Raw genomic sequence first — 24,953 nt, forward strand, 5'->3', positions numbered from 1 at the left:
GGCTGTGTGTGCACGTGTGCGGTTTGCTGACAGCTGCAGTTATGTATGCTCTGGTGTGGGACTGAGTGCGAGAGTCGCAGTTCTGAGAGCAGGGGTGGGAGGTGTGGGTTCTGCGCGTGCTCTTCCGATCTAGGACTGAGGGCTGAGGTCTGAGGTCTGAGGGCTGAGGACTGAGGACTGAGGTCTGAGGACTGAGGTTTGAGGGCTGAGGACTGAGGTTTGAGGTCTGAGGTCTGAGGTCTGAGGTCTGAGGGCTGAGGGCTGAGGGCTGAGGTCTGAGGTCTGAGGGCTGAGGTTTGAGGACTGAGGACTGAGGGCTGAGGTGAGGTCTGAGGTCTGAGGTCTGAGGTCTGAGGACTGAGGTCTGAGGGCTGAGGTGAGGTCTGAGGTCTGAGGTCTGAGGGCTGAGGTCTGAGGTCTGAGGTCTGAGGTCTGAGGGCTGAGGTTTGAGGGCTGAGGACTGAGGTCTGAGGTCTGAGGGCTGAGGTTTGAGGGCTGAGGACTGAGGTCTGAGGTCTGAGGTCTGAGGACTGAGGTCTGAGGTCTGAGGGCTGAGGTCTGAGGTCTGAGGTCTGAGGGCTGAGGTCTGAGGTCTGAGGTCTGAGGGCTGAGGTCTGAGGGCTGAGGTCTGAGGTCTGAGGGCTGAGGTCTGAGGGCTGAGGTCTGAGGGCTGAGGTCTGAGGGCTGAGGTTTGAGGGCTGAGGACTGAGGTCTGAGGTCTGAGGTCTGAGGTCTGAGGTCTGAGGTCTGAGGACTGAGGACTGAGGTCTGAGGTCTGAGGACTGAGGTTTGAGGGCTGAGGACTGAGGTTTGAGGACTGAGGGCTGAGGTCTGAGTAGAAGAAAGTGGCGATTAAGATAGACAGGACTTACGCAAATAGCACCACATCTGAGGGCAACCACAGGGGGATTGCCCCTACACAACGCTATATGTATAAGCTTTGCGTAAATCCTGATAGAGTAGCAAGCAGAAAAAAAAATTTCGTCGCTTATAGCACTCAAGACTCAATACTTATAGCACTCAGGACTCAATTTTTTGCCGGAGTGGGAATAAAGTTCTTTATTCCCTTTTGACACTACCTCAATCCTCAGTCCTGATACCTCAATCCTCAGTCCTGATACCTCATTCCTGTTGATGTTAACGAGTCTCCAGAATCCTCTGGTCAAGCAAATTCGCAAGTTACACCGCTCGAAGGAACGGCGGGAGCGGCAAATATTTTTGTTGGAAGGGACGCATTTGCTGGAGGAAGCTTGTGCGGTTGATTATCCGTTAGAGACGGTATGCTGTACGCCCCAATGGCAGGAACGTCACCAGCAACTGTGGGAGCAAGCTTGTAATCGGTGTCAAAGGGCGGAAGTGGTGAGCGAGGAAGTTGTAAAAGCGATCGCTACCACGATTCAACCCGATGGTGTCATCGCTACGGCACCCCGGATGAGCCGCCAGATGTCCCCATTGCCAGTTACGGGTTTGGGGCTAATTTTGGAAACGGTGCAAGATCCGGGCAACCTTGGCACCATGATTCGCACTGCCGCCGCTGCGGGTGCCGATTGGCTGTGTGTCAGTGAAGATAGTGTGGATCTGGACAATCCGAAGGTGCTGCGAGCCTCTGCTGGACAATGGTTTCGGCTACCGATGCGGGTCAGTTCCGATTTGACCGCAGATATCTGTCAGTGTCGGGAACGAGGAATGCAAGTAGTGGCGACTGTGCCTAGTGCGACTTTAACCTACTGGGAGGTAGACTTACGCCGTCCCACGCTGATTTTGCTGGGCAATGAAGGCGCTGGATTGTCATCAGATTTAGTTTCACTGGCACAGGTGCAAGTGACCATTCCCCTGAGTTTAGGCGTCGAGTCGCTAAACGTGGCTGTAGCAGCTGCCTTGATGTTGTACGAAGTAAAGCGCCAGAATGGCAAAAGTTAGGAAGTAGCTGCTAGTCGGTAGTTATGGGTCAATCGTTAGTGGTTTTTTCGCTTTTACCGACCAATTACCAATTAGCCATTACCCGATGATTGTGTCTTTTTTTGCATATATTCCTCAATGTCAGCAGCGGCTTGTTCCAGCTCATCTGCCTCAGTGAATTCTTTTTGATGATTACCGCTGTCGGACTGTGGCTGGGATCGAGCCGTCTGATTTTCTGGCAATTCCAATAAATCCTGCAATTGCTCAAGCGATTCGTTAAACGCTTTATCAGCGGCGCGACGATGTTCTTGGTCATTCTGATTCATTACGCTGGTTCCACAAACACTGCTTTTGATGGCAGGGCACCCTGGTAATTGACAGCGATCGCCCTGCTTGAGCGATCGCTATTCTTTTAGTTTCTAAGATACAACACGCGGCTGAAGGGATGACCCATTCGTAATTTTTATAGAGAAAATTATAAAGAGAACAACTTGCACTCTTTAACTCCACAACCGATTGGGGACTTGCGCTCACCGTTGGTCAAGCTGAAAATAAGGAGGGCATCGTCGTCTAGGGGAGAGTAACGTGACTCAAGGATTTGATTACGATTTAGTGATTATTGGTGCCGGTGTCGGCGGACATGGCGCTGCCCTACACGCGGTTTCCTGCGGTCTCAAAACCGCAATTGTGGAAGCAGCCGATATGGGTGGCACCTGTGTTAATCGGGGCTGCATTCCTTCTAAAGCTTTGTTGGCAGCATCAGGTCGGGTGCGAGAGTTACGCAATGCCCACCACCTGAAATCGCTGGGGATTCAAGTTGCAGGCGTCGAGTTTGACCGACAAGCGATCGCCGACCATGCTAACAACCTCGTCACCAAGCTTCGCGGCGATTTGACAAACAGTTTGAAACGGCTGGACGTTGAGATTATTCAAGGTCGGGGGAAGATAGCTGGATCGCAAAAAGTCACCATCAGCACGGGATCGGGTGAAAAAACCGTTACGGCAAAAGACATTATCATTGCCTCCGGCTCAATTCCTTGGGTACCACCCGGAATTGAAATTGACGGTAAAACTGTTTTTACCAGCGACGATGGCGTGAGATTGGAGTCGCTACCTTCCTGGATTGCTATCATTGGCAGCGGTTACATTGGTCTAGAATTTTCTGATGTTTACACGGCATTAGGCGCTGAAGTAACCATGATTGAAGCTTTAGACCAGCTGATGCCTGGGTTTGACCGGGACATTGCCACAATCGCCGAAAGAGTGCTGATTAAGCCGCGCGACATTGAAACGAAAGTTGGCATTTTGGCGAAGACCGTTAAACCCGGTTCTCCCGTGGTCATTGAGCTAGCCGACGCCAAAACTAAAGAAGTTGTGGAAGTGCTGGAAGTAGACGCTTGCTTGGTCGCTACAGGTCGTATTCCGGATACTAAGGACTTGGGGCTGGACTCTATCGGCGTTGATACAAATAGGGGCTTTATCCCCGTCGATGACCGGATGGCAGTTTTGTCAGGCGGCGAACCCGTGCCTAACCTGTGGGCGATTGGAGATGCTACGGGCAAGATGCAGCTGGCTCATGCAGCGTCTGCTCAAGGTGTCGTGGCGGTAGAAAATATCTGCGGACGTCACCGTTTGATCGATTATCACAGCATTCCTGCCGCCGCCTTTACTCACCCTGAAATTAGCTTTGTTGGCAAGACGGAAGTAGCGGCGAGAGAAATGGGGAAAGAGGAGGGATTTGAAGTCGCGGTGGCGAAGAGTTATTTCAAGGGGAACTCGAAAGCGATCGCTGAAGGGGAAGCCGACGGGATGGCAAAAGTAATCTACCGCAAAGATACAGGCGTTGTGCTGGGCGTCCACATCATCGGAATGCACGCAGCGGATTTGATTCACGAAGCTGCAAACGCGATCGCTCAACGCAATTCTGTCCAGACTCTGGCATATTTTGTCCACGCACACCCTACCCTTTCAGAAGTGCTTGATGAAGCCTACAAGCGGGCTGTAGGTTCTCATTAGAAGGGTAAGAGTCATTAGTGATTAGTGATTAGTCAATTGCTGTGACTAATCACTAATCACCATTGACGAATGACCCATTACCGATTCCCGATTCCCCATGAATAATTGTGCCAAACTAAGAAATATGCAAATTCGCCGCCGTCCGCCCACTACATCTGTTGCTGCTAGCAGCGTTAGTTATCAGGTTGCCGTACCTGACGCCAAGCCGCGCCACATCTTGGAGGAAATTGTCTGGCAAAAAGAGACAGAAGTTAACCAATTGCGAGAACGCCTCCCCTTAGCGGAGTTGCAGCGTCAAGTGCAAGCTGCGCCTGCACCTCGTGACTTTTTAGGTGCTTTGCGACAAGGGAAGACGAAACCGGCTTTGATTGCAGAAGTCAAAAAGGCTTCTCCTAGTAAAGGAGTGATTCGGGAAGATTTCGAGCCAGTAGCGATCGCTACTGCTTATCAGCAAGGAGGAGCCAGCTGTTTATCAGTCTTGACCGATCGAAAATTCTTCTGTGGGAGTTTTGAAAATCTGGCGGCTGTTCGCGCTGCTGTAAACTTGCCAGTATTATGTAAGGATTTTTTGATATATCCTTACCAAATTTATCTCGCTCGACGCCACGGAGCCGATGCCGTTCTCCTGATTGCAGCAATTCTGAGCGATCAAGACCTCCAATACTTTGTCAAAATTACCAATGCTTTGAGGATGACACCGCTGATTGAAGTGCATACTCTAGCAGAACTAGACCGAGTATTATCCCTAGAAGGCGTTACCCTAGTTGGTATAAATAATCGCAATCTGGAAGATTTTTCCGTAGACTTACAAACAACCTGCCAGATTTTAGCGGTACGAGGTAGCGAGTTGCTTCATCGGGGCATTGCTGTCGTTAGCGAGTCGGGTCTGCACACGCCATCTGACCTCAGCTTGGTTGTGCAAGGGGGTGTTGATGCGGTACTGATTGGCGAGTCCTTGGTGAAACAGCCAGACCCTGCTGTTGGCATCGCCAACCTGTTTTCCAAGGGTTGAAACGCTTTTGCAGGATCGAGGAGGCTTGTGGGAAAGATGAGTAAAGAATTTCTTGATTCCGTATTCCGCCTTCGGTCTTGCCGAATATCCCTCCACATATAGGTAAATCAGGTTTCATGGAGCCAATTCCTCTGCCGTCTCATATTCACTACGAACTACTCCTGCAAATGTTAGAGCGCCAAACTTCATTCGCCGTTAGTCAAAAACCAGCAGTGCGAGAGCAAGTTCACCAGCTCATAAGTACCCTCCGCAAAGCAATGGCTCAACAGAAGCAACTGGAACAAACCTGCGAACGAGCAAATTTACCGATTGATTACCGTTGGTCTGTAAATAACATCGCCTTCGATCAACCACCCTCGCCGGATATTGTCACCGGACGCCGGGAACCTTAGGTATAAAAGGTTTTGAGATGAGAAAGGGTGTAGGAGCGAAGCCAGAGTTTTTAAATACCTGAATTTATACGCCTAGATGCTGGCACTGATGCTTCGTCCTCAATGAAGAAAAGTTGCCGGAAAGCCATAAAATTAGGGTCAATGCTTTCTGTTTACTTGGGTTATAAACGCTCCGAGAACTGCTAACTCATCACTCGTAAATGCGAGATGGCTGTTGGATGCCCCAAGACCGTTATTGACTTCTGGGAGGTTCGGAGTGACTGAACCAGATTCAGCCGATCGTTTTTGGTTAAACTCAGAGAAAGCTTCAGCAGACGCAGAGGCAACGGACGCTCCTGCCACTCCACAGCCTCACCCCAGCGAATTATCCCCGTTACAAGACCCACAAGGGCAATCTTGGGAGCAGGAGCGTCCACCAGCACCGCTGGGATTGGTATCGCCTTCGCAAGAACAGCAGCAGTTAGATCGCATTCATCAGTTAGAGCAGGCGTTGGCGGAATCTCAGGCTTGCGTAAGTGAGTTGAGGCTCCAACTGAGCGAGCAACATCTTTTGGAAACCCAGCTGGCATCGACAGAGGAAGTCGCGAATCTTCAACAGCTGGCACTCGATCAAAAGCAACAGCTTTTCGAGCAGCAGCAAGCGCTAGAGAGTCATCAATCGCAAGCGCTTCTCAAAGACGAAACGGTTCAAGAATTGTTAGCGACGATTGAAACTTTAGCCGAGGCGCAGGAAGGGGAATTAGGACGCCTGCGAAGGCAGCTGACTCAGAGCCGCAAGACTATCCAAAACAGTCAAACGCTGCTGGAACAAGAGCTAGCGAACAGACAAACAGCCCTAGAAGCCCAGCAACAGCGAGTGCAGGAGCTAAAATTCCAAATTCTGGAAGCTCGAACTCTGGTAAGGCGTTTGGAGGTGCAGGCGCTGGAGCAAGAGCAGCAAATGCAAGCGCTTTATCGTCGATGTAGCGATCGCGCTGCGGTTATCAATCAGCTGGAAGATCAACTCCAGCAAGCCAACGAAACTCTGGAAGACCAGCAACATCTGCTGGCAAACCTCTACGAGACTGAAGACCTGGTTGCGGAACAGGATGCAACTATTAAAGCTCTTTACCGCCAGATTGAAGATTTGGAAAACCAGCAAGACTTGCAAGTGAAAATTCAGGCTCGATTGCAACAAGCTTGCCACGACTTGGCAGAGTCGCGCGATCGCTATCAAGCCCAGACAAGCGAACTAGAAACTCACACTGCGACTCTGCAAGAGCAAATTCTCATGCAAGCCCAGCAAGCGGGTGAGTACGAAGCCGCCATCCAGTACTGGAAAGACCGTTGCAGTGCTAGCCTTAGCAGCGCTCAAAAACTTAAGGACTTCCTGCAACGAGTGCTAGCAGACAGCCCTGAAGAACTGGAAGAACTGTTGATAGCGATAGAACCCCCAACCGCTGCTGAGATTCCTCAGCCAATCAACCGAACTCCTTTATCATCCCCTCAACCCAACAAACATTTACAGGTAGACCTTCCGGCTTTTTTAAGAAAAATTCCACCGGAGAAATTAGAGTAAAGGATTTGGCTTTTTGTCAATCTTTCAGTAGTTATTAAGCCCTTACTTATATTGATATCTTGCACCAGTCGTATTACCCGCCTGGGGTTTAAATTCCACAGCTTATAGCTCAAGTCCATTGAAACTCACATCTTGCACCAGTCGCATTACCCGCCTGGGGTTTAAACCCCAGGCTTACTGAAGAAGACTGAGTAAGAATTTCAGTCCATTTCAATGGACTTGAGCTATGAGCCTTGAACTTGAGTTCAAGGACGTTCGGCGAGCGCTCAGACGTTCGGCGAGCGCTCAGTCGAGCCGTCGAGCCGCTGACTTTGGGCAAACTTGAGAACGGTGCAAGATGCACCAGTCGCATTACCCGCCTGGGGTTTAAACCCCAGGCTTACAGAATCAAGTCTTCTGAAGAAGACTGAGTAAGAATTTCAGTCCATTTCAATGGACTTGAGCTATGAGCCTTGAACTTGAGTTCAAGGCGGATGGGCAAACTTGAGAACGGTGCAAGATATGAGTTGAAATGGACTAAAAGCCTTGATATTTGGAAATTGGTTTCCTTGCGGGTGATAACTTTGGTGCAAGATATGAGTTGTAGGTACTAGCTCGTAAATAGACGTAAACCGATTACCCAATTACTGCTAAAAGCTAAAAAGGTCATTGCTAATTGGTGAATGGATTGGAAAAGATATGCGATTCTGGAGTATGCGCTCTTCAAGTTTAAGGACAGATCGATGGACGATAAGTTAATGTTGATGATTCCCGGCCCGACACCAGTGCCGGAACAGGTATTACTCGCCTTAGCCAAGCATCCCTTTGGGCACCGCAGCAGTGAATTTAGTAAGCTGATGGCTGAGGTGACGCAAAACCTGAAATGGTTGCACCAAACCGAGAATGACGTGCTGATGTTGACTGCCAGTGGTACGGGGGCGATGGAAGCTGGCATCATTAACTTCCTGAGTCCAGGCGATCGCGTTTTGGTTGGCTGTAATGGCAAATTTGGCGATCGCTGGGCGGAACTTAGCCAAGCTTTTGGTCTTAACGTTGATACGGTAAAAGCTGAGTGGGGTCAAGCCCTCGACCCGGAACATTTCCGGGAAAAACTAGAAGCCGATACCGATAAACAAATCAAAGCGGTGATTGTCACCCATAGCGAGACCTCCACTGGCGTTCTCAATGACCTGGAAACTATCAATCGTCACGTCAAAGCCCACGGTGAAGCTTTAATTATTGTTGACGCTGTCACCAGCTTGGGAGCGGTTAATCTGCCGATTGACGAATGGGGCATTGATGTGGTGGGATCTGGTTCCCAAAAAGGTTACATGATTCCCCCAGGACTAGGGTTTGTCTCTGTCAGCCCCAAAGCTTGGGAAGCTTACAAAACGGCTTCGCTGCCCCGTTATTACTTGGATTTGGGCAAGTACCGCAAAGATGCTGCCAAAAACACCACTCCCTTTACCCCGCCAGTGAACTTATTTGTGGGGCTGCACACTGCCCTGAAAATGATGAAAGCCGAGGGTTTGGAGTCTATTTTTGCCCGTCACCAGCGGCTGATGACTGCCACCCGCGACGCGATGAATGCACTCTCGTTGCCGCTGTTTGCGCCTGATGGGGCAGGCAGTCCGGCGATTACCGCTGTGGCACCGATAGGGGTGGATTCAGAACAAATCCGTAGCGTGATGAAAAAGCGGTTCGACATCGTCCTCGCTGGCGGACAAGACCATTTCAAAGGCAAAATCTTCCGGATTGGTCACTTGGGTTTTGTGAGCGATCGCGATATCCTCGCTGCCGTTGCCTCTCTCGAAGCCACGCTGCGAGAAGTAGGATACGAAGGCTTTACTCCGGGTGCTGGTGTTGCTGCTGCCGCTAGGGTATTTAGCACCCATTAGAGCGAAGCCAAGAGTCATGGAACGGTGGCAGATGAAGAGCGAACTGACTTTTTGGAGCGCTTCGCGATCGCATCTATTGTAGATTTGGGGTTAGTGGTGGGAGGCATAACCAGCGATCGCCCTCTCTCTAACCCCAGCGAACTGACTCTTTGGAGCGCTTCGCGATCGCCCTCTGATTATTTAGATTTATTGCCAATTCAGGGGCTGAGGATTCGGTATCATTAGTAAAGATTGTTACCTTTTAACTTGGCGATCTCTCCATGCAAAAAACCAAGTTGATCAGTCAACTTCTTGTTGGTGGACTGCTGTCCTTTGCCTTGGTGACTCTAGGCAATCAAGCTGTACAGGCACGGCGTACAGTCTCCCTGCCAGAGGCTAAATGTGTCAGTACTGGCCCTGGTCGTTGGCGTCCCTATAAGTCAGATGTTGCTGTGGGTAGAGCCGTCTACACCAGCCTTCTCAGTCTGGCTCCAGGCAACGCTTTTGTGTCAATGACCTGTAGAATCATGCCGGAGGGTTATGACACTTACTTTCAAACCCTGAATTTGGAATATGGAATGCGGGATAACGACAGCGGTAGTCCTCCCACCACGGTCAATATTTATTTAGATGGACAGCGTAAGGATTCTCGCACGATTGCCCCTGGACAGAAAGCCTCGTTATCATTTGATGTTACTAATGTCAATAATGTGGCGATAGAAACGATTTGTTCTAACAGATCGCAATATTGTGGTCGCGTTTATTTCTTCAAAGCGGCGCTGGTGCCTTTCCCCCCGCCTCCCAGTGCGAGTAAGTAGGGAAATGTGTCCTACACGAGCAGTAAGCGATCGCTCGCGTGTCGAGAGCAGGACTTACGCAAAGCTTATACATATAGCGTTTTGTAGGGGCAATCCCCTTGTGGTTGCCCCCAGATGTGGTGATGTTGCGTAAGTCCTGAAGAGGCGATCGCTCGCGCACCTGGCATGGAGCCGTTGTTACAGGACGCAACGCGATCGCTCAAATATTGAGTGTCGTCACAAGGAAGGCTCAGTCGCCGGACTCTCGGTGGGGCTGGGGCTTTCGCTGGGACTAGGACTCTCAGTTGGACTAGGACTTTCAATGGGACTGGGACTCTCGGTGGGGGTTTCGCTGGGACTCGGAGGCGGTGTTTCTTGGGTCTGCTTTTTCTCGGCTTGTGCAGCTAATTGGCGTAACCGCTCTTGCCAATACCGAATCTGCGGCAATCCAGGGTCGTTTGCAGCAGCAATTACGTCTTGCCACCGACCTTGCTCGAAAGCTCTTTGGGCATCCTTATATATCCCTTCTGCAACCGACCAGTTCAGGGGCCACTCTTGCAGCGCTTCCCGCACTTGTCCGTAAGCAGAACTGTTAGCAGGAATGGATCTAACTAGAGCGATCGCGCCCTCTAAATCTCCCGACTGAAATCTTTCCGTCGCTTGTGCGATAATCTCCCGTCCCCGATCGACGACAGGTTTCGGCGTTTCTGGAGAGGGTTTGGGAGTTGTTGTTGGAGAAGGCTTGGGAGTCGTCGAGGCAGATGAGCCACAATCGATAAATTTTCTAAATACCCATCCCTTGAGGGGCGAACTAATCGGCACCCACCCATTTTGTGCAGTGCCGGTAACAGATAAAATCATCCCTTGTTTGACGCTGCCTACTACCCTAGCGTTAGGGCTAGAACGTACATTTAATGGCCCCTCCGAAACTTTGCAAGTTTCTTGTGGTTTGTCTACCACTTCATTGTTATTACTGTTAGACCTTTCATCAGTTCTAGATTGCGGTTGAGAAATAGCGAAAAATCCCCCTATCACAAACACCAAAGCAGTCACACCGACCCCCATCGCTAGGGGAAATTTATTAGACGAGGAAGCAACAACAGGAGGATTGTACTCTTGACTGATTGGTTGTGGAGAGGGTTGCGGAGGAACTACTGGAAGGGTTTTCTGTTCAGACGGTGGAGTTGGCGGTGGTGGCGGCGGATACTCTACAGGTGGATATCCAACACCAACGGCTTGCTGTCCACCCCCATAGACTAGCTGTTGCAACTCCTGTAGCGCTTCCGTCGCTGACTGATAGCGGTCTTTGAAGTGGTAGCGGGTCATCTTTGTTAAAACACCTGCTAACCCTGGACTGACCGCCACCAGATGCTGCCAGAGAATCTCGCCTGTCTGGGGATCTTCGTGCAATTGCAGTGGCATTAGCCCCGTCAGCGCCTGGATGCCAATCATACCCAAAGCATAAATATCGCTATTGGGGCGGGGTCTGCCTTGCGCCTGTTCGGTTGGCATATAGCCGGGAGTGCCAATGGCAACGGTAGCACTGGCTTGTGCTTGATTGATGAGTGTTTGAGTTCGCAGTAGTTTGACTGCGCCAAAGTCAACCAAAACTAGCTTGTTATCTGAGTTGCGTCGGATTAAGTTGTCTGGTTTGATGTCGCGGTGGATGACGCCGTTGTAGTGGACAAATTCCAAAATGCTCAAGACTTGTTGCAGCATCTGGATGACTTGGCTTTCTTCCCAACGATAACTGGGTGAGAGTTCGGCACTGAGAGGATGCCCATCGATGAACTCTTGCACCAAGTAAAACTCTTGGTTTTCTTCAAAGTTTGCTAATAATCTAGGAATTTGGTCGTGATTTCCCAGTTGTTCTAGGGTTTCGGCTTCGCTGGTGAATAACCGTCTAGCCGTTTCCAAAAAATAAGGGTCGCTACTAGCAGGCTTGAGGTGCTTGACAACACAAGTTGGGGCACCAGGACGGCGGGTGTCTTTGGCGATGTAAGTTTTTCCGAATCCACCGGCACCTAAGGCTTGGACAACTTGGTAACGCTGGTCTAATAAACGCCCGATCATGGTGCGACCTGCCGAAGAAAGGATGTACGCTCAATATTAATACCACTCGGATCAACCCAACGAATCCGGAGAGGTTGTCAAAGATTTCACTAATTTTTTCAGATTGGCGTGTGAAGCGTTAGGGAAGCGTGCCTGTAAACACCGATAATGCACTGCTGATTTCCACCCAGAGAAGTAGCTAGATTTTGCGGAGGGATTGCGATCATGGTGAATACTAAGCATCCAGAGAAGCTTTAATCAGGCTTCAGATAGAATTTTGGGGTAGTATTTTCATTTGATAAAGAATATTCATCGGAATTGGTCGAAATATCGGCGATGGCGACAAAAGGCACAGCGGGAGTTAGGCGTGCAGCGAGAGGGGCTGTTGGAAGAATCCACGATGGATTTAAACTACATCGTTTTGATTATTGGTTCCTGCGCGATCGCTACTTTGGGATTGTTGACCAACAGTGCGGCTGTCATTATTGGTGCGATGATCGTTGCTCCGTTAATGTTCCCCATTCGAGGATTAGCCTTTGCCGCTTTAGAAGGCGACGTGATTCTGTTTCGCCAAGGGTTGGTTGCGGTAGTCGTAGGGACGTTTCTAGCGATTATTTTAGCGATGCTTCTGGGTTCTTTTGTCGGACTCCCAGAATTTGGCAGCGAAGTGCTGTCTCGCTCTAAACCGACTCTACTCGATTTGGGAATTGCTGTAGCCGCTGGGGGCATTAGTGGCTTTGCGAAAGTGCAGCCCAAAGTTTCTGGGACTTTGGCGGGGACAGCGATCGCTGTGGCACTGATGCCTCCCATTTGTGTCATCGGTTTGGGGCTTGCCCAAGCGAATTGGTCGCTGAGTCTGGGTGCAGCACTGCTGTACATGACGAACTTGCTGGGGATTACCCTTGCCTGTATGCTGACTTTTTTATTGTCAGGCTACACCCCTCTAGCGAAAGCAAGTAAAGCCCTCAGTTGGACGCTTGCTTTGACGGCGATACTTTTGATTCCTTTAGGGATCAGTTTTGTAGAATTACTCCGGCAAGCCCGACTAGAAGCGAGTTTGAAGCAGGCGCTACTGAAGAATACGATTACTTTTCAGCGAGTAGAACTGGTTAAAACTGAGTCTAACTGGTTAACGAACCCCCCTGAAGTTTATCTCACTGTTCGCGCTCAGCAAGTTTTAACCCCTAAACAAGTGCGGTTACTGGAAGAGTTTGTTGCAAAAAAAATGGGTCAACCCTTTACCTTAATTTTTCAAGTTAGTCAAGTCGAAAAGGTACAGCGAGAAGCTTCATCCTCGCCACCTTCCTCACCTCAGCCTTAAGTTTTTTCTGTCACATTTTTTTCAATTTTATAAGATAAAAATGATGCCAAAATTCACAGATATTACCAGTTGGGAGCAAGCTGAATTGCTCATGCAACCAGCTTTTATCCGAGTCATCGACCAGATTCGCAAACAGCTAGACGAATCAAGCTGGAAGGGAACTTATCAAGATGTGTTAATTTGGCCTGAGGGGACGCTGGAGGAAACTAAAACCACTTTTACAATATTAAGAGAACAGCTTGCATCTGCTTCTCCAGAGGAAGCTTCGGAGATAGAACAAGCTTTGGTAGCGATGCCCAATCCCTACCCTGGTTATCGACTTTGTTTGAAGCATCAAGACCAGCAAGTTACTGTTGATTTGTGGGAACTTTGTTATCAAGTCTGTTTTCGCAATTACGATCGAGCGATCGCTCACCCAGAGAATCAGCAAGTCCAGATTGATACTAGCTTAATTGAAGAAGACACTGGCGATGTAGACTGGAACCTCTTAGACGCTAAAGCGCGACAGCTAGTAGAGAAGGTGTTTGCGGACTTACCAGCAGCTTGAAAAATATGCGAGAAACCCTGTAGGCTTGAATGCTAGAGTTATTGGTTTATAAATTAAGGTTAAAGTAATGGTGACAACCAAAGAAGAACGAGCAGCGCTATCTTCTGGTGATGCTCGTCCCTCTGTACCGAGTGAAGTGACACTGGATACAGATTTAGAAACTCTAAACTTAAATTGGAGTGAAAAAGATTTACCCGAAAAACAGAGGACAAAACACGTTCATAGACTGCATCCATACCTGGGTAAATTTATCCCTCAATTAGTTGAGATATTTCTGAGAAAGTATTTTGTTCTTGGTCAAACGGTGCTAGATCCTTTCTGTGGCTCTGGTACAACTCTAGTTCAGGCTAATGAACTGGGAATTAATTCAATTGGCTGCGATGTTTCGGCTTTTAATATACTTCTGTGTTATGTCAAAACTGCTCCCTATGACTTAACTAAGGTAAGCAAAGAGGTCATGGATATTTTGCAAAAAACCTATGCATTAACTCAAAACTTTAGTAAATGTAAATTTGAGGCGGATTACCATCAGTTAAGTTTATGGGAAGAACACTCAAATGCTATTAAAACATTTGGAACAGATAACCAATATCTCAAACAATGGTTTGCAACTCAAGCTCTGCGTGAATTGCTTACATACCGACAGTTAATTGAAACTGAAGGATATGATTATCAGACTTTACTCAAAATTATACTGTCTCGTTCAGCCCGTTCTGCTCGTCTAACAAAACACTTTGATTTAGATTTTCCAAAACAGCCACAAGTACAACCTTACTGGTGTTATAAGCACTCAAGAGAATGTCACCCAACTACTGAAGCGTTAAAATTCCTAAAGAGATATAGTCTTGATACTCTTAAAAGGCTTGAAGAGTTTTCTACCCTACGTACAAGTGCCAAAGTAGAACTCTATCACACTGACAGCCGTGAAGCCATATTTCCTCGCATAGATGGAGTTATCACAAGTCCACCCTATGTTGGTTTGATTGACTACCATGAACAACATGCATACGCTTATCATTTACTGGGATTGGAAGATAAACGTATTGAAGAGATTGGTTCAGCCGCAAACGGTTCTAGCCAAAAAGCACAACGACAGTATCAAAAAGGTATGGCGACAGTTTTCCAACGTGCAGCTGATGCTCTTCCCAGTGGTGGTCGGATGATCGTAATAGCAAGTGACCGAGCAAATCTTTATCCTGAAATAGCTAATCTTGTTGGTGTGGAAGTAGAAGCTACTGTTCAGCGTCATGTTAACCGCAGAACAGGAAGACGCTCCAGCGAATTTTATGAATCTGTATTTATCTGGAGAAAGTATTGAGGATTTGAAAAATGACTAATCCGCAGGAGATGAAAGCTGCTATCCAATCCGTTATTAAAATAATGATGGATAGAGTTATGTACAATGCTATTGAAAAAGACCCTTTTATCAAAGAAGAACATCGAGCTAAAAAGCCTCTTTTTGCAGCCTTAGTTCCCGATGAGATATTTAAAGGCTCTCACTTTGAAAGAAGGTTTGTAACTCCATTTGGTAATGCCTGGGAAAAGTTAGCGGAAGTTGCAGCGATGCAAGGTTTAGGTTATGGGATTACTGGTCACAGCATTACTGGAACAGTCAAAACTGAAAGACTTAGACGAATTACCCAGGTGCTTAATTCTTTGGAACATCCAGTGCAAGGACAACAGAGAGTCAAGCCAAACTGGGATTCTGAGTTGGAGTACATTTTAGCAGGAGAAGGTGATGATATCCCAGTATCTATAACTTGTGACGTTTATGCTGAGGATCGAATTCAAAACAAAAAATATGCTTTTGAGCTTAAAGCCCCTCTTCCCAATAGTGACCAAACTAAAGTTAGTAAAGAGAAAATATTGAAACTCTACAGTATGGAACCATTGCTGATTGATGGTGCTTATTATGCTCTTCCATACAACCCATATGGAAAAAGAGAAGATTATAAGTGGAGTTTTCCCGCCCGCTGGTTCAACATGAGAGAAGATGAGGTGGTTCTGATAGGCGACGAGTTTTGGGATAAAATAGGCGGATTGGGTACTTACCAAGCTTTCATTGATGCTGTAAATGAGATAGGTAAAGAATACAAAGAGAGAATATATAGAGAGTTTCTTGGAATTGAACCTCCTATTAATGTTGATGAAGGGAAGTTGTAGTCTTAGTCTAGTAACTTAAGAGTGGTAAAGGGGAGGAGGGGCGATCGCATTCCCATCACCAAGCGCGATCGCTATCTCAGAAATTATACTACATTTGGAGAAGCGATCGCGTCCTAAACACCTTAACCATGAGTCAATTACAAACAAAAATACCGACAGATACTTGGGTTGTAGCCAGTTGGGATGAATATATCCAGGCGATTGAAGATCCGCAACTAGAAAAAGCTAAAGGCTATTACCATAATGGACAATTGAGGATTGAAATGTCACCTGTAGGTTTTTACCACTCAAGAGATCATGCAATAATTCTTTTCGCTGTCACCTTGTTCGCTACCATTAAAGGTATTCCCCTTAATGGACAAGATAACTGCACCTTCAGAAAAACAGGCGTTCAAGAAAGTCAACCCGATGTATCTTATTATATTGGTGAAAACGCCGATGTGATTCCTTGGGGAACGTCAATCATAAATTTAGACCAATGTCCCCCACCAGATTTAGTGATTGAAATTGCTAATACTTCACTATCTGATGACATCGGGCAAAAACGGCTGCTGTACGAAGATTTAGGAGTAGCAGAATATTGGGTGGTGGATGTTGCGAACATCAGAATTATTGCTTTTGCCATCACCTCTGCTGGGGGAAGTCAAAGAATTACTGAGTCTCAGGTGTTGCCGGGATTAGCGATTTCAGTGCTAGTGGAAGCTTTACAGCGCAGTCGTCAAGAAAATCAGAGTTTGGTTGGTGCTTGGTTATTATCCCAATTTCAGCAGTAACCATTGCCTGATGTTCTAGATCGGGGCGATTCGCACTGTATGTTAGCTTCATATTGAGTACAACATTGAAGCTGATTAGTCTTATTTGATAAGATTTTCAAGTCCGAGAACCTAGCAGAAATGCTAGGTGAAAATCGAAACTATTAGCAACAATCACCATGCCTACATCTGCAATTGACGGCAATTTTGACGACAAGAGTGCAGCAGCTATCCAAGCGGCGCGGGAGGGGGTTGCTGTATGCGATCGCTCTCATTGGGGACGGATTCAAGTTTCTGAAGGCGATCGCATCCGATTTTTGCACAACCAGAGTACAAACGATTTCCAGCGACTCAAGCCAGGACAAGGCTGCGATACGGTTTTTGTCACATCAACGGCGCGAACGATTGACTTAGCCACCGCTTATGTGATGGAAGATGCAGTGCTGCTGCTGGTTTCACCCAATCGGCGCGAGAAGCTGATGAAATGGCTAGACCAATACATTTTTTTCGCTGACAAGGTGCAATTAACCGATGTAACTGATAATACCGCTACCTTCAGCTTGATTGGGCCAGGGAGTGATGCCCTATTAGAACAGTTGGGTGCGGGTGTCATGATTGGTCAACCTGATGGTTCTCATCAGCGATTCACGGTGGGAGATACTGAGGTGCGAGTGGCTGTGGGCAGCGGTTTGGCAATACCGGGATACACTCTAATCCTCTCCGCTGCTGATAAGGAAACGCTGTGGAATACTCTAGCGCCAGCTGGGGCAGTGCCGATGAGCGATCGCGTCTGGGAACATCTGCGAATCGAACAAGGACGCCCCGCACCTGACCTGGAACTAACTGAGGATTACAATCCTCTAGAGGCAGGCTTGTGGCAAACAATCTCCTTTGAAAAAGGCTGCTACATCGGACAGGAGACAATTGCCCGTTTAAACACTTATAAAGGTGTCAAACAACACCTTTGGGGCGTCCGACTCAACGCACCCGCCCAACCAGGAAGCGTAATTACTGTTGGAGAAGAAAAAGTCGGCAAACTCACCAGCTACACCAAAACCGACCAAGGTTCCTTTGGACTAGGCTACGTTCGCACCAAAGCCGGTGGTGAAGGACTGAAAGTACAAGTAGGGGAAAGCCAGGGTGAACTCGTTGCGGTGCCCTTTGTGACACAGGACTACGTTTAGGGGCAATACTACGAACGCTGGTGAAATTTGCCATAAAGCATTGCTGCAACGGGTTTCCCGCCCCGCAAATGTCGTTCTATAACTGTTGGCACTTCATCGGGATGGACGTGGTTGTACCAAACCTCTTCTGGCATTACCAATACCATTGGGCCATTGCCACATTGTCCTAAGCATTGGCTACCTGTTACAGTGACGTCGGGAACTCCAGACGCCTGGAAAACTGCCAAAACTTTAGCTGCACCCTGCTTGCGGCAGCTGCGGTTTTGGCAAATTAAAATACTTTTAGAGCAAGACAAGGTACGTGTTAGAAAAATTTCCGCTCCTTTGGGTAAGAAGCCGAAGCCTACAATATCTAGGGTAGCTCAGGCAGATTCCTACCAAAGGCAAGGCAATTTCACAAGACGACGATGCTAGGTTAGTGGCAATCTTGATAGGGTAAGCGATCGCGCTATAATTCGCTAAACAGACAACTTTTTTCAAAAATTAACTTTTCTAATCATTACTGTTTTGCTAAGTGCCAAAGAGTAGTCTTAATGATATAAACAGGATCTATCTGCTGCTCCCACTCATATACTTTCTTTATCTGGTAGCTTGGCTCTTGATCGAGAATAGCCTTCAAAGCCTTTTTTGAATCCACGAATACATCACTGAAATCACCAGCAATAGAATTTATAGGTAACTTGCTGTCAATTTCTTCATTTGGTTTAAGAACAGGTTGATTAGATACTGACTGAAGTTGAACTTTTGGATCGAGCAGATAAGTAAGAGAAAAAGGAGGTAAGTTGTACCAGATATAAAGTGGGTGGGCACTCTGGTTAACAACCTGAGCTATTTCGTTATAGTGACAACTGTTATATTTGCTCCACCATTCTTGTGCTTGAGAACTGACTGCACAAGATAAAACTCCTCCCGAAATGATTACGGCTGTAGCAATCTGCCATAGCCGTCGTTGCCAGATTTTACCAGAAAGTGACGATATTTTGGCAGCAAGAAGGTAGGCAATTGCTATTTCTATAGCTAAGTAAGAAGGGATGAGATATCGAGCAACGCCGGAGCGTCTTCCTCCAGAAATTAAATCTGGAAATGTCAATGCGATCGCGGTAACTCCAACCATCGTCAAGATAAACAACCAAATGCGTTTTTCAGTCTGACGACAGAGAAAGTAAATTGAATAAATTACTATAATTAACGATAAAGAAATTCCGATATATAGCCAAAAATTTCTATATTTGAAACTATAATTGAAATCAAGAAAAATCCGACTAAGATTAAGAATCCATGTTCTTACCAAAGATTGTATCGGAAAACTTGATCGAGTCCACTCTGTGGCTTCATCAACTGTTGACAAGTTACCCAGAGCAATCAGAAGCCAAGGTACAAAAAGTATGATAGCCGCTAAAGATGCCAGCAGATAGGAGATAAATGTTTTGCTTGCCCGAAACTTTTCTATCGAAAATACATATATTCCATGACTAATTGCAGTCAATACGAAAAATAAATGAGAATAAAGACCTAAAATCAAAGTTGCTGCATAAATACCCCAAGCGGATTTTGTTTTTACTCGCATCGCTCTCAGAAGCGATGCACTAGATATTAAGATTGCTACTGTCCATAAGCTATACTGACGCGCTTCCTGAGCATATAAGATATGAAATGGTGAAATAGCTATCAGCCCGGTTGCCATCCATCCCACCAGGGGCAACTCAAATAATTCTACACATAGCCAATAAATACAAGGGAACGCGAGTAGGCTAATCAAAGCAGGTAGACTTCTCATCACTGCCACTGAGTTTCCCCACATCTGTGCCCAAAATCGAGCTAGCAAAAAATAGAGTGGTGGATGCTCAGCAGTTGCTGCTAAAGAATTAATCATATCAGTTAAATCTTTTTCACCATTAGGACGCTGATATTTCTGCAAATCCTTAGCAGAGATTGCACCAGTATAAGAAGCTTCCTGCTTAACTTCTTCTAAGGTATAACCTGAAATCCGACGTGAAGTGCTACTTTCATCACCCCAATAAACTTTTTTTTCAAGATTAGCAAATCGAAAGAAAAGACCTATGATTAACAAGATTACAATGAAAAATCGTAACTCTTTGGAATAAAAATTTTTGTCTTTCTTCTGGGCTTTCATCATAAGATTACTCCGTCCATTTCAGTCCTTAAATATTTAACTTAGCCACACAGGATGTCTCTTCTACTTTAGAAGATAAACATCAGCAACTGGAGTTTCTAAAACTGTACTATAATCTTGTGCTAAATCTGGATTACTATAAACCTTAAAAACTGGAAAAAGATTATCAGTTCGTTGTACCATATAGGACTTTGGATAAACCAAGTAATTACCTGCTTGACAAAAGGTTTTGACAATATTTAAATTCTTTTTAGTGATGTATTTATCAATATATTTGTAGGGCTGGTACATTGACATCCAACCGACAGGTTTCGGATCAAATGTACAGATTGTTGAGTTTGCAGGTAATTGACTTAGAATTTGAGTAATGTCAGAAGTAGATACCAGTCTATTTTGGCTATACTTGCTGGTTAAATACTGATAGTCATAGTTTATATTAATCAAGATTGACAAAACTATACTTACAATTAAAAAAACACTCAATAACTTGTCTGTTTTTCTAGATAAATCCAAGTAAGCTAAACTCAACACAGCCAAAATTATTGGAGCAATTAAAATTAAAAGCTTGTAATGAACGTAATAAATTCCTTGATAATTTGAAGCAGCATATAAATAAATAGACCAAGTAAATGCTAAAACACTGAAAATAGTTTTGTTTCCTTTAAATTTAGCTATCCCTACCGTTAGAACAATCGCCAAGAAAATAGTAGAGATTAAGATATAAAACCAACCTTCGCCGGTAAAATAAGCTTGTTGTCCTAATTCAACATAATTAAATACCAGCCTACCAATCTTACTCAAAATATTAGAGTGAGCTTCTTGATTAGAGCTAGTTAAAGTCACCATAATTTGTTTAGTATTCAACCAACCGCGACTAATCTCTCCTTTCCAATAAGGAAACAAAGCTACAAATGCTGCTAAAACAGACAAAATAGGTAGTAGATACCTAATAGGAGTCCTACGGTTTTTTGATATAAACAAAATAGAGCTGGCGATAAAAACCACTGGCATAACAAAAAGAGTCGTGGAGTGCAAGCTAATTAGTATTGCTAAAACAATTCCATAAAGTACCCAAGAAAAGCATTGAGGAACCAAAGAAAATCTAGCTTCTAACTGATATTTGTAGAGTAAAGTAAAACAAAGCAGAAAAAATACAATTGGACTGGGGTTCCACTGGAAGGTACTTATAAAAATTTCCCCAAAAATTAGACTGTACCAAAAACCCGCTAATCCTGCCAAAAGAAGGCGTTTTGAATATTCAACATTTTCTAACAGTTCATAAACTAAATAAATTAAAAGCGGAATAGATAAAAAAGAGAATAAAGCATTAGGTATAGCCGTAAAAACTGGATCTGGGCCAAATATAGTAAAAGGAAAAACTAGATAATAATAAAGAGGTGGTAGATGATATCCTCCCACAGATGCAGAGGGACCTAATATTGGCCAATTTCCTTGCCACATCTCCATGTAGATTTCAGCATCTCTGGCCTGATCGTAATAAAAAAAAGTGGTATATTTGAGAACACTGAATAGTCGGATAAAAAAGCCAAAAACTAGGGATAATACGATTAAAGTATATGCAGTAATGTTTGCTGGGCTATTCTTAAGCTTTAACATTGTTTTAACCCTATTCCTTAAAAAACTCATTCTTTATGCCTGTCCCTGAAATTAATTCAATCTGTCATCTTGCTGGTAGCTTCCAGATGGAAAATATTCCGAATAGATAAATACATTATCAACAATAAAAAAGCAACTAAAATCGCTACTAAATACCAAGGAATACCGATAAATACAAGAGAGTTAGGCCAGATATTTACAGTATGACTACCGTAAGCTTCTATGTCTGAATGTAAATACCATAAATTTTGCTTTTGAATTGCTGGGGAATGAGTAGCAATTTTAAAAGAAGTGACAAGATTCCTCGTTGCACTCTTCAACATATCCAATGACTGGCTATTTGAGAACTTCCAGACATAAGCTACTTCATCTTTTCTAGCAAAATCTAGCCTCCAGTACCAATGTGAAATAATTGATGACAATGAGAGAATAAAACCAAAACAAGCTAGAAAAATTGCTGAGAGTTTCAACGAGGTTCTTTGTAGCACATATTCTATATTGGCTGCAAAGGGCAAAAAGAGAATGGGTAGGACGGTGACTAGATAACGGGGTCCCCATCCCCCGCCACCATACCAACTCCTCAACCTTGCATGGAGTAGAAACCAGGCTATTGTTAGTACCAATATATACAAAGCTTCTTTTTGATGCTCCTTAAAGAATTTTCTGAATAGAACAACAGATAGGATTAATAAAGGGGCATAAATAAATATACTTTTTCCAGGACTTAGCAAAAGACCTGCTAATCCTGTAAAAACATTTCCATCCAACGCATTGTTACCCAAGTATTTTGCGTCTGTTTGAACCGGAGAAAGGTAGAAAAATCCAGTTCTTAGATGGTTATACCAAGATTGCCATAATAAAAAAGGTAAGATTATCAGTAATGCAGTAGCGACATTCTTTATTCTGATTATTAAAGACAGTCTGCTAATAAGTACCAGATAACCAATTGAAGCTACTATAGCTAAAATCATGGAAATTCTGGTAATCAAAGAAAACCCTAGACAAATAAAAGCTAATATTAAATAAGGGGATTTTTTACTATCTATAAAATTTAATAGGAGCAGGAAAGATGCAGTTAATAATGTAGAACAGAGAACTCCATCAAACGATTCTCTAGTATAAGTCCAAAAATAAGTGCTAATAGCTAGACATAAGGTCGCTATAAAGCTGGGTAAGATAGCTTGACCAAACTGAAACCGCAAGATACCGAAAAAAGCAGTGACTGTGAGTGCAGAATAAAACCCAGGCTGAAATGAACGTATAAATTCTTTCGTTATAGATATAGCTTTCAACGTAGCGAAGGGAGACAAAATCCTTTCTAAAATTACGTTAAAAAAAGCGGTAGGCAGAAAAAATAGTGTGTTTCCTATTTCTTGGGAAGCATAGGTTCTACCATTAGGTGCTATTGAAAAAATTCCCTCTTGTGAAGTATCAAAACCTAATTGTCCTGTGGTAACAATATGCTCTGCAAGCTTGTAGTGGAAGGAGCCTTCGGCATAATCGAATCCGCAATTACTCAAAATAAAGAGCGCCCAGAAAAAAATAAATATACTTAAATAGGTTTTAAGTTTTTGCTTATTTTTGCTATCGAGCATTTCCCAAAATTTAAATTTAAGCATTTTAAATGTTTAACGATAGCGCTGCATAATCAAGTGAGAACTAATAAGGACAGAGCCGATGCGACTGGCAAAACCATGCAAGTCTTAAATAGTAAGGTTTATCTGGTCGCTCGGCTGGAAAAAATTTGAATGATAAGTGTTTTAAACTTGTCACTCCAAACTTTTTGCTAGATGATCTTTACTTATCTAGTTCGGGATTCTGGGAGCAGGATTGCTGCCAAGTGGGCTTCTTTTCTACATTTTGAGGTTGACCGGGTGGCACAGTTCTCTCGTTCATAAAGTCAATTTCAAAGTTATCCAGTTGTTTTGAACCTTGGTGTCGAGCGTTCCAGTCGCGGCAGAGGTATTGCCCATAGTAGGGATAAAGCTTTTTGCCGATAGCGCGATTGAGATTGATGAAATAGGTGCGCCACTGCATATTTCGATAGAGGGCGTTTCGCATCTTCCGACTCGGCTTCTCCCAACTCACAGGATCGCCGTCCCTCAAAACATCAACTTCAGTTCCATCTTTAAGTTTGCCTGGGATTACGTGCCAACCATCATCTCTGGGGGGAGCGGGAGCAAAAATACTCCAAGATTGGTCTACCCTCAAAATGCGACTAATCCAGTCAATTGAATTTAACGCTTTTCGATTAAATTTTTCTGGGGCAAAACTTCGGAAATTCCAGATGGTGACGTAAGCTAGCAAGAGTAACGTCACTATATTCATCGGTCGCGAAGAACGTACTTCAAGGGGACGGAACTTGAAGGGTTTGGTAAAGTTACCAGCAGCCTTGCGGTTAGATGCAATTGTCTCGTAAAATTTCGTTCCTACAGACATCACGGGTCTCCATTTGAGAAGGGGAACCAGTGGCTTAAAGATGGGGGATAAACTACATACGTAGGCGATCGCTTCCCACTTAAAATGTCTGTTTCCTTGCCAATCCACCACTACCCAGGAATTTTTCGCTTGCATATCTGCAAAGATCGAGGGATCGTCCTGAGCTAAGAGCAGTGGCGTCTGTGCAGGCAATATCAGGAAAGTGCGAATCAGGTAGACAACCTTCTTGCAGAAGCCGCAGTCGGCATCGTAGTAAATCTGGAGTCCGGCTCGTTCGGGAGTATACAGCCGCTTAGATACTGAGTCCCAAACTTCAGTTGGGATGAAAACTAGCCAGCTAGTTATACTGAGAAACGGGAAAATCCCCAGTACAAACGACAATCCGAAACCGATATGTAAGAGGATAAACGAGATAATTGTACAGCAGCGGAAAAAGCTAGTACGAAAGGGAACGAAGAGGAACAGTGGCCCGATTGATTCCAACGACAAGGCGCTAAAGGTGAGTAAGACTAAGAGTGCAGAAGGCAGGCTAAGTAGGAATTGACCAAATGCTGTAGCGTACTGGTCGAAATTCAAGGCATAATAAACCGCACTGCCATCAGGCCACCAAAGCGTACTCTTAGCTTTAAAAGCCGCCGAAAAGATGTAGATGAAGCATTGCTGTAGCGTCAGTGCTAGCGTGGCACCGGAGAGGATGCGCTTGGGTAATTTTTGGGTGGATGTATTCAGGGCACTATCAATGGAGTAATAAGCACCCAAGGGCAAAAACATTGTCCAGAAAAGCAGTGCGCGAAGTACATCATCCGCCGCAAAAATTAAAGCTGGGTTCCGGTTGTGGAGAGATACCATTAGCGCCCAAGTTGCGATCGCTGCCAACCTGGTGCGATATCCCACCAATAACCCTAAAGCAACAAATCCAGCCAGCAAAAACAGAATTACTTGAAACCAGGTTTGACCGCCCAGCGCATGAACTGACCAATACCAAGGTTTTAAGATAGTGGCTAGTAGCGATCGCGGCATCACTCCAGCATCTGTATAATGTGCTGTCAGATCCCCAGCCCGAATGATTAAATCGGCAAGGACAACCAGCGCCAAGCCAATCCGAAACAGGGCTAGCGATCGCAGGTCTAACCCAAACAGTTGCTCAAGCTTGGAAGTAAAAATGGCTTTAGATTTTTGCTGAGTAGAAGCCATAAAACGTTAGACCTTGATGG

At 45.4% G+C, this 24,953-nt stretch carries 23 protein-coding genes and 1 pseudogene; 15 read left to right on the plus strand and 9 right to left on the minus strand.

Going from position 1 to position 24,953, the window contains the following annotated elements:
• Window positions 1–902, minus strand: a pseudogene (locus ACFW2W_RS06285) (hypothetical protein); the annotation flags it as partial.
• Window positions 903–1,134: 232 nt separating this feature from the next.
• Here ACFW2W_RS06285 and ACFW2W_RS06290 point away from each other — a divergent pair.
• On the plus strand, window positions 1,135–1,920 hold the full coding sequence (locus ACFW2W_RS06290) for a TrmH family RNA methyltransferase (RefSeq protein WP_378174791.1): 786 nt from the start codon (window positions 1,135–1,137) through the stop codon (window positions 1,918–1,920).
• 71 nt (window positions 1,921–1,991) lie between these two features.
• Here ACFW2W_RS06290 and ACFW2W_RS06295 read toward each other — a convergent pair whose 3' ends face one another.
• Both ACFW2W_RS06295 and ACFW2W_RS06300 read right to left on the minus strand, forming a co-directional pair.
• Window positions 1,992–2,225 (minus strand): hypothetical protein, encoded by a 234-nt coding sequence (locus ACFW2W_RS06295; protein WP_378174794.1) that lies wholly within the window; start codon window positions 2,223–2,225, stop codon window positions 1,992–1,994.
• Window positions 2,212–2,433 carry a hypothetical protein gene (locus ACFW2W_RS06300; protein ID WP_378174797.1) on the minus strand — a complete coding sequence of 74 codons (222 nt, stop codon included), beginning with the start codon at window positions 2,431–2,433 and terminating at the stop codon, window positions 2,212–2,214. Before ACFW2W_RS06300 ends, ACFW2W_RS06295 begins: the two co-directional genes overlap by 14 nt.
• Window positions 2,434–2,484: 51 nt before the next feature.
• Between ACFW2W_RS06300 and lpdA the strand changes: the two genes are divergently transcribed.
• From lpdA to ACFW2W_RS06340, 8 genes are all read left to right on the plus strand, one after another.
• The gene (lpdA, locus tag ACFW2W_RS06305; protein ID WP_378174800.1) at window positions 2,485–3,915 is read left to right on the plus strand and encodes a dihydrolipoyl dehydrogenase; all 1,431 of its coding nucleotides are present in this window, start codon (window positions 2,485–2,487) and stop codon (window positions 3,913–3,915) included.
• A 124-nt stretch (window positions 3,916–4,039) separates the two neighbouring features.
• On the plus strand, window positions 4,040–4,927 hold the full coding sequence (trpC, locus tag ACFW2W_RS06310; RefSeq protein WP_378174803.1) for an indole-3-glycerol phosphate synthase TrpC: 888 nt from the start codon (window positions 4,040–4,042) through the stop codon (window positions 4,925–4,927).
• Between the two features lie 116 nt (window positions 4,928–5,043).
• Complete coding sequence (locus tag ACFW2W_RS06315; RefSeq protein WP_378174806.1) at window positions 5,044–5,319, plus strand: DUF5340 domain-containing protein; 276 nt, start codon at window positions 5,044–5,046, stop codon at window positions 5,317–5,319.
• Window positions 5,320–5,575: 256 nt separating this feature from the next.
• Window positions 5,576–6,877, plus strand: a complete 1,302-nt coding sequence (locus ACFW2W_RS06320) for a hypothetical protein (protein WP_378174809.1) — start codon at window positions 5,576–5,578, stop codon at window positions 6,875–6,877.
• 233 nt (window positions 6,878–7,110) lie between these two features.
• Window positions 7,111–7,287 carry a hypothetical protein gene (locus ACFW2W_RS06325; RefSeq protein WP_378174812.1) on the plus strand — a complete coding sequence of 59 codons (177 nt, stop codon included), beginning with the start codon at window positions 7,111–7,113 and terminating at the stop codon, window positions 7,285–7,287.
• 312 nt (window positions 7,288–7,599) lie between these two features.
• Window positions 7,600–8,754 (plus strand): pyridoxal-phosphate-dependent aminotransferase family protein, encoded by a 1,155-nt coding sequence (locus ACFW2W_RS06330; RefSeq protein ID WP_378174815.1) that lies wholly within the window; start codon window positions 7,600–7,602, stop codon window positions 8,752–8,754.
• A gap of 24 nt (window positions 8,755–8,778) precedes the next feature.
• Window positions 8,779–8,979, plus strand: a complete 201-nt coding sequence (locus tag ACFW2W_RS06335) for a hypothetical protein (RefSeq protein ID WP_378174818.1) — start codon at window positions 8,779–8,781, stop codon at window positions 8,977–8,979.
• A 35-nt stretch (window positions 8,980–9,014) separates the two neighbouring features.
• Complete coding sequence (locus tag ACFW2W_RS06340) at window positions 9,015–9,551, plus strand: hypothetical protein (protein WP_378174821.1); 537 nt, start codon at window positions 9,015–9,017, stop codon at window positions 9,549–9,551.
• A gap of 216 nt (window positions 9,552–9,767) precedes the next feature.
• On the opposite strand, the gene ACFW2W_RS06345 is transcribed toward ACFW2W_RS06340, so the two are convergent.
• On the minus strand, window positions 9,768–11,603 hold the full coding sequence (locus ACFW2W_RS06345) for a protein kinase (RefSeq protein ID WP_378174824.1): 1,836 nt from the start codon (window positions 11,601–11,603) through the stop codon (window positions 9,768–9,770).
• Window positions 11,604–11,877: 274 nt separating this feature from the next.
• On the opposite strand from ACFW2W_RS06345, the gene ACFW2W_RS06350 reads away from it, so the two are divergent.
• The 6 genes from ACFW2W_RS06350 (at window position 11,878) to ACFW2W_RS06375 (ending at window position 17,549) form a co-directional block, all read left to right on the plus strand.
• Window positions 11,878–12,903: a DUF389 domain-containing protein gene (locus ACFW2W_RS06350; RefSeq protein ID WP_378174827.1), complete on the plus strand. Its 1,026-nt coding sequence runs from the start codon at window positions 11,878–11,880 to the stop codon at window positions 12,901–12,903.
• 40 nt (window positions 12,904–12,943) lie between these two features.
• Window positions 12,944–13,450: a hypothetical protein gene (locus ACFW2W_RS06355; protein ID WP_378174830.1), complete on the plus strand. Its 507-nt coding sequence runs from the start codon at window positions 12,944–12,946 to the stop codon at window positions 13,448–13,450.
• Window positions 13,451–13,517: 67 nt separating this feature from the next.
• Window positions 13,518–14,768 (plus strand): DNA methyltransferase, encoded by a 1,251-nt coding sequence (locus ACFW2W_RS06360; protein WP_378174833.1) that lies wholly within the window; start codon window positions 13,518–13,520, stop codon window positions 14,766–14,768.
• Between the two features lie 11 nt (window positions 14,769–14,779).
• Window positions 14,780–15,613: a TdeIII family type II restriction endonuclease gene (locus ACFW2W_RS06365; protein ID WP_378174836.1), complete on the plus strand. Its 834-nt coding sequence runs from the start codon at window positions 14,780–14,782 to the stop codon at window positions 15,611–15,613.
• Between the two features lie 128 nt (window positions 15,614–15,741).
• A complete protein-coding gene (locus tag ACFW2W_RS06370) occupies window positions 15,742–16,386 on the plus strand; it encodes a Uma2 family endonuclease (RefSeq protein ID WP_378174839.1) in 645 nt (214 codons plus the stop codon).
• Between the two features lie 158 nt (window positions 16,387–16,544).
• Window positions 16,545–17,549: a YgfZ/GcvT domain-containing protein gene (locus tag ACFW2W_RS06375; RefSeq protein WP_378174842.1), complete on the plus strand. Its 1,005-nt coding sequence runs from the start codon at window positions 16,545–16,547 to the stop codon at window positions 17,547–17,549.
• Between the two features lie 8 nt (window positions 17,550–17,557).
• On the opposite strand, the gene ACFW2W_RS06380 is transcribed toward ACFW2W_RS06375, so the two are convergent.
• The 5 genes from ACFW2W_RS06380 to ACFW2W_RS06400 form a co-directional block, all read right to left on the minus strand.
• Entirely contained in the window at window positions 17,558–17,845 is a 288-nt protein-coding gene (locus ACFW2W_RS06380) for a ferredoxin (protein WP_378174845.1), read from the minus strand.
• 203 nt (window positions 17,846–18,048) lie between these two features.
• Entirely contained in the window at window positions 18,049–19,686 is a 1,638-nt protein-coding gene (locus ACFW2W_RS06385; RefSeq protein ID WP_378174848.1) for a glycosyltransferase family 39 protein, read from the minus strand.
• Window positions 19,687–19,746: 60 nt separating this feature from the next.
• Window positions 19,747–21,300 (minus strand): ArnT family glycosyltransferase, encoded by a 1,554-nt coding sequence (locus ACFW2W_RS06390; RefSeq protein WP_378174851.1) that lies wholly within the window; start codon window positions 21,298–21,300, stop codon window positions 19,747–19,749.
• A gap of 56 nt (window positions 21,301–21,356) precedes the next feature.
• Window positions 21,357–22,919 (minus strand): glycosyltransferase family 39 protein, encoded by a 1,563-nt coding sequence (locus tag ACFW2W_RS06395; protein WP_378174854.1) that lies wholly within the window; start codon window positions 22,917–22,919, stop codon window positions 21,357–21,359.
• 178 nt (window positions 22,920–23,097) lie between these two features.
• Complete coding sequence (locus tag ACFW2W_RS06400; RefSeq protein WP_378174857.1) at window positions 23,098–24,933, minus strand: DCC1-like thiol-disulfide oxidoreductase family protein; 1,836 nt, start codon at window positions 24,931–24,933, stop codon at window positions 23,098–23,100.
• Window positions 24,934–24,953: the final 20 nt, after the last annotated feature.

Origin of the sequence: Coleofasciculus sp. H7-2 (assembly GCF_042747725.1) — a bacterium.
Classification (GTDB): domain Bacteria; phylum Cyanobacteriota; class Cyanobacteriia; order Cyanobacteriales; family FACHB-T130; genus FACHB-T130.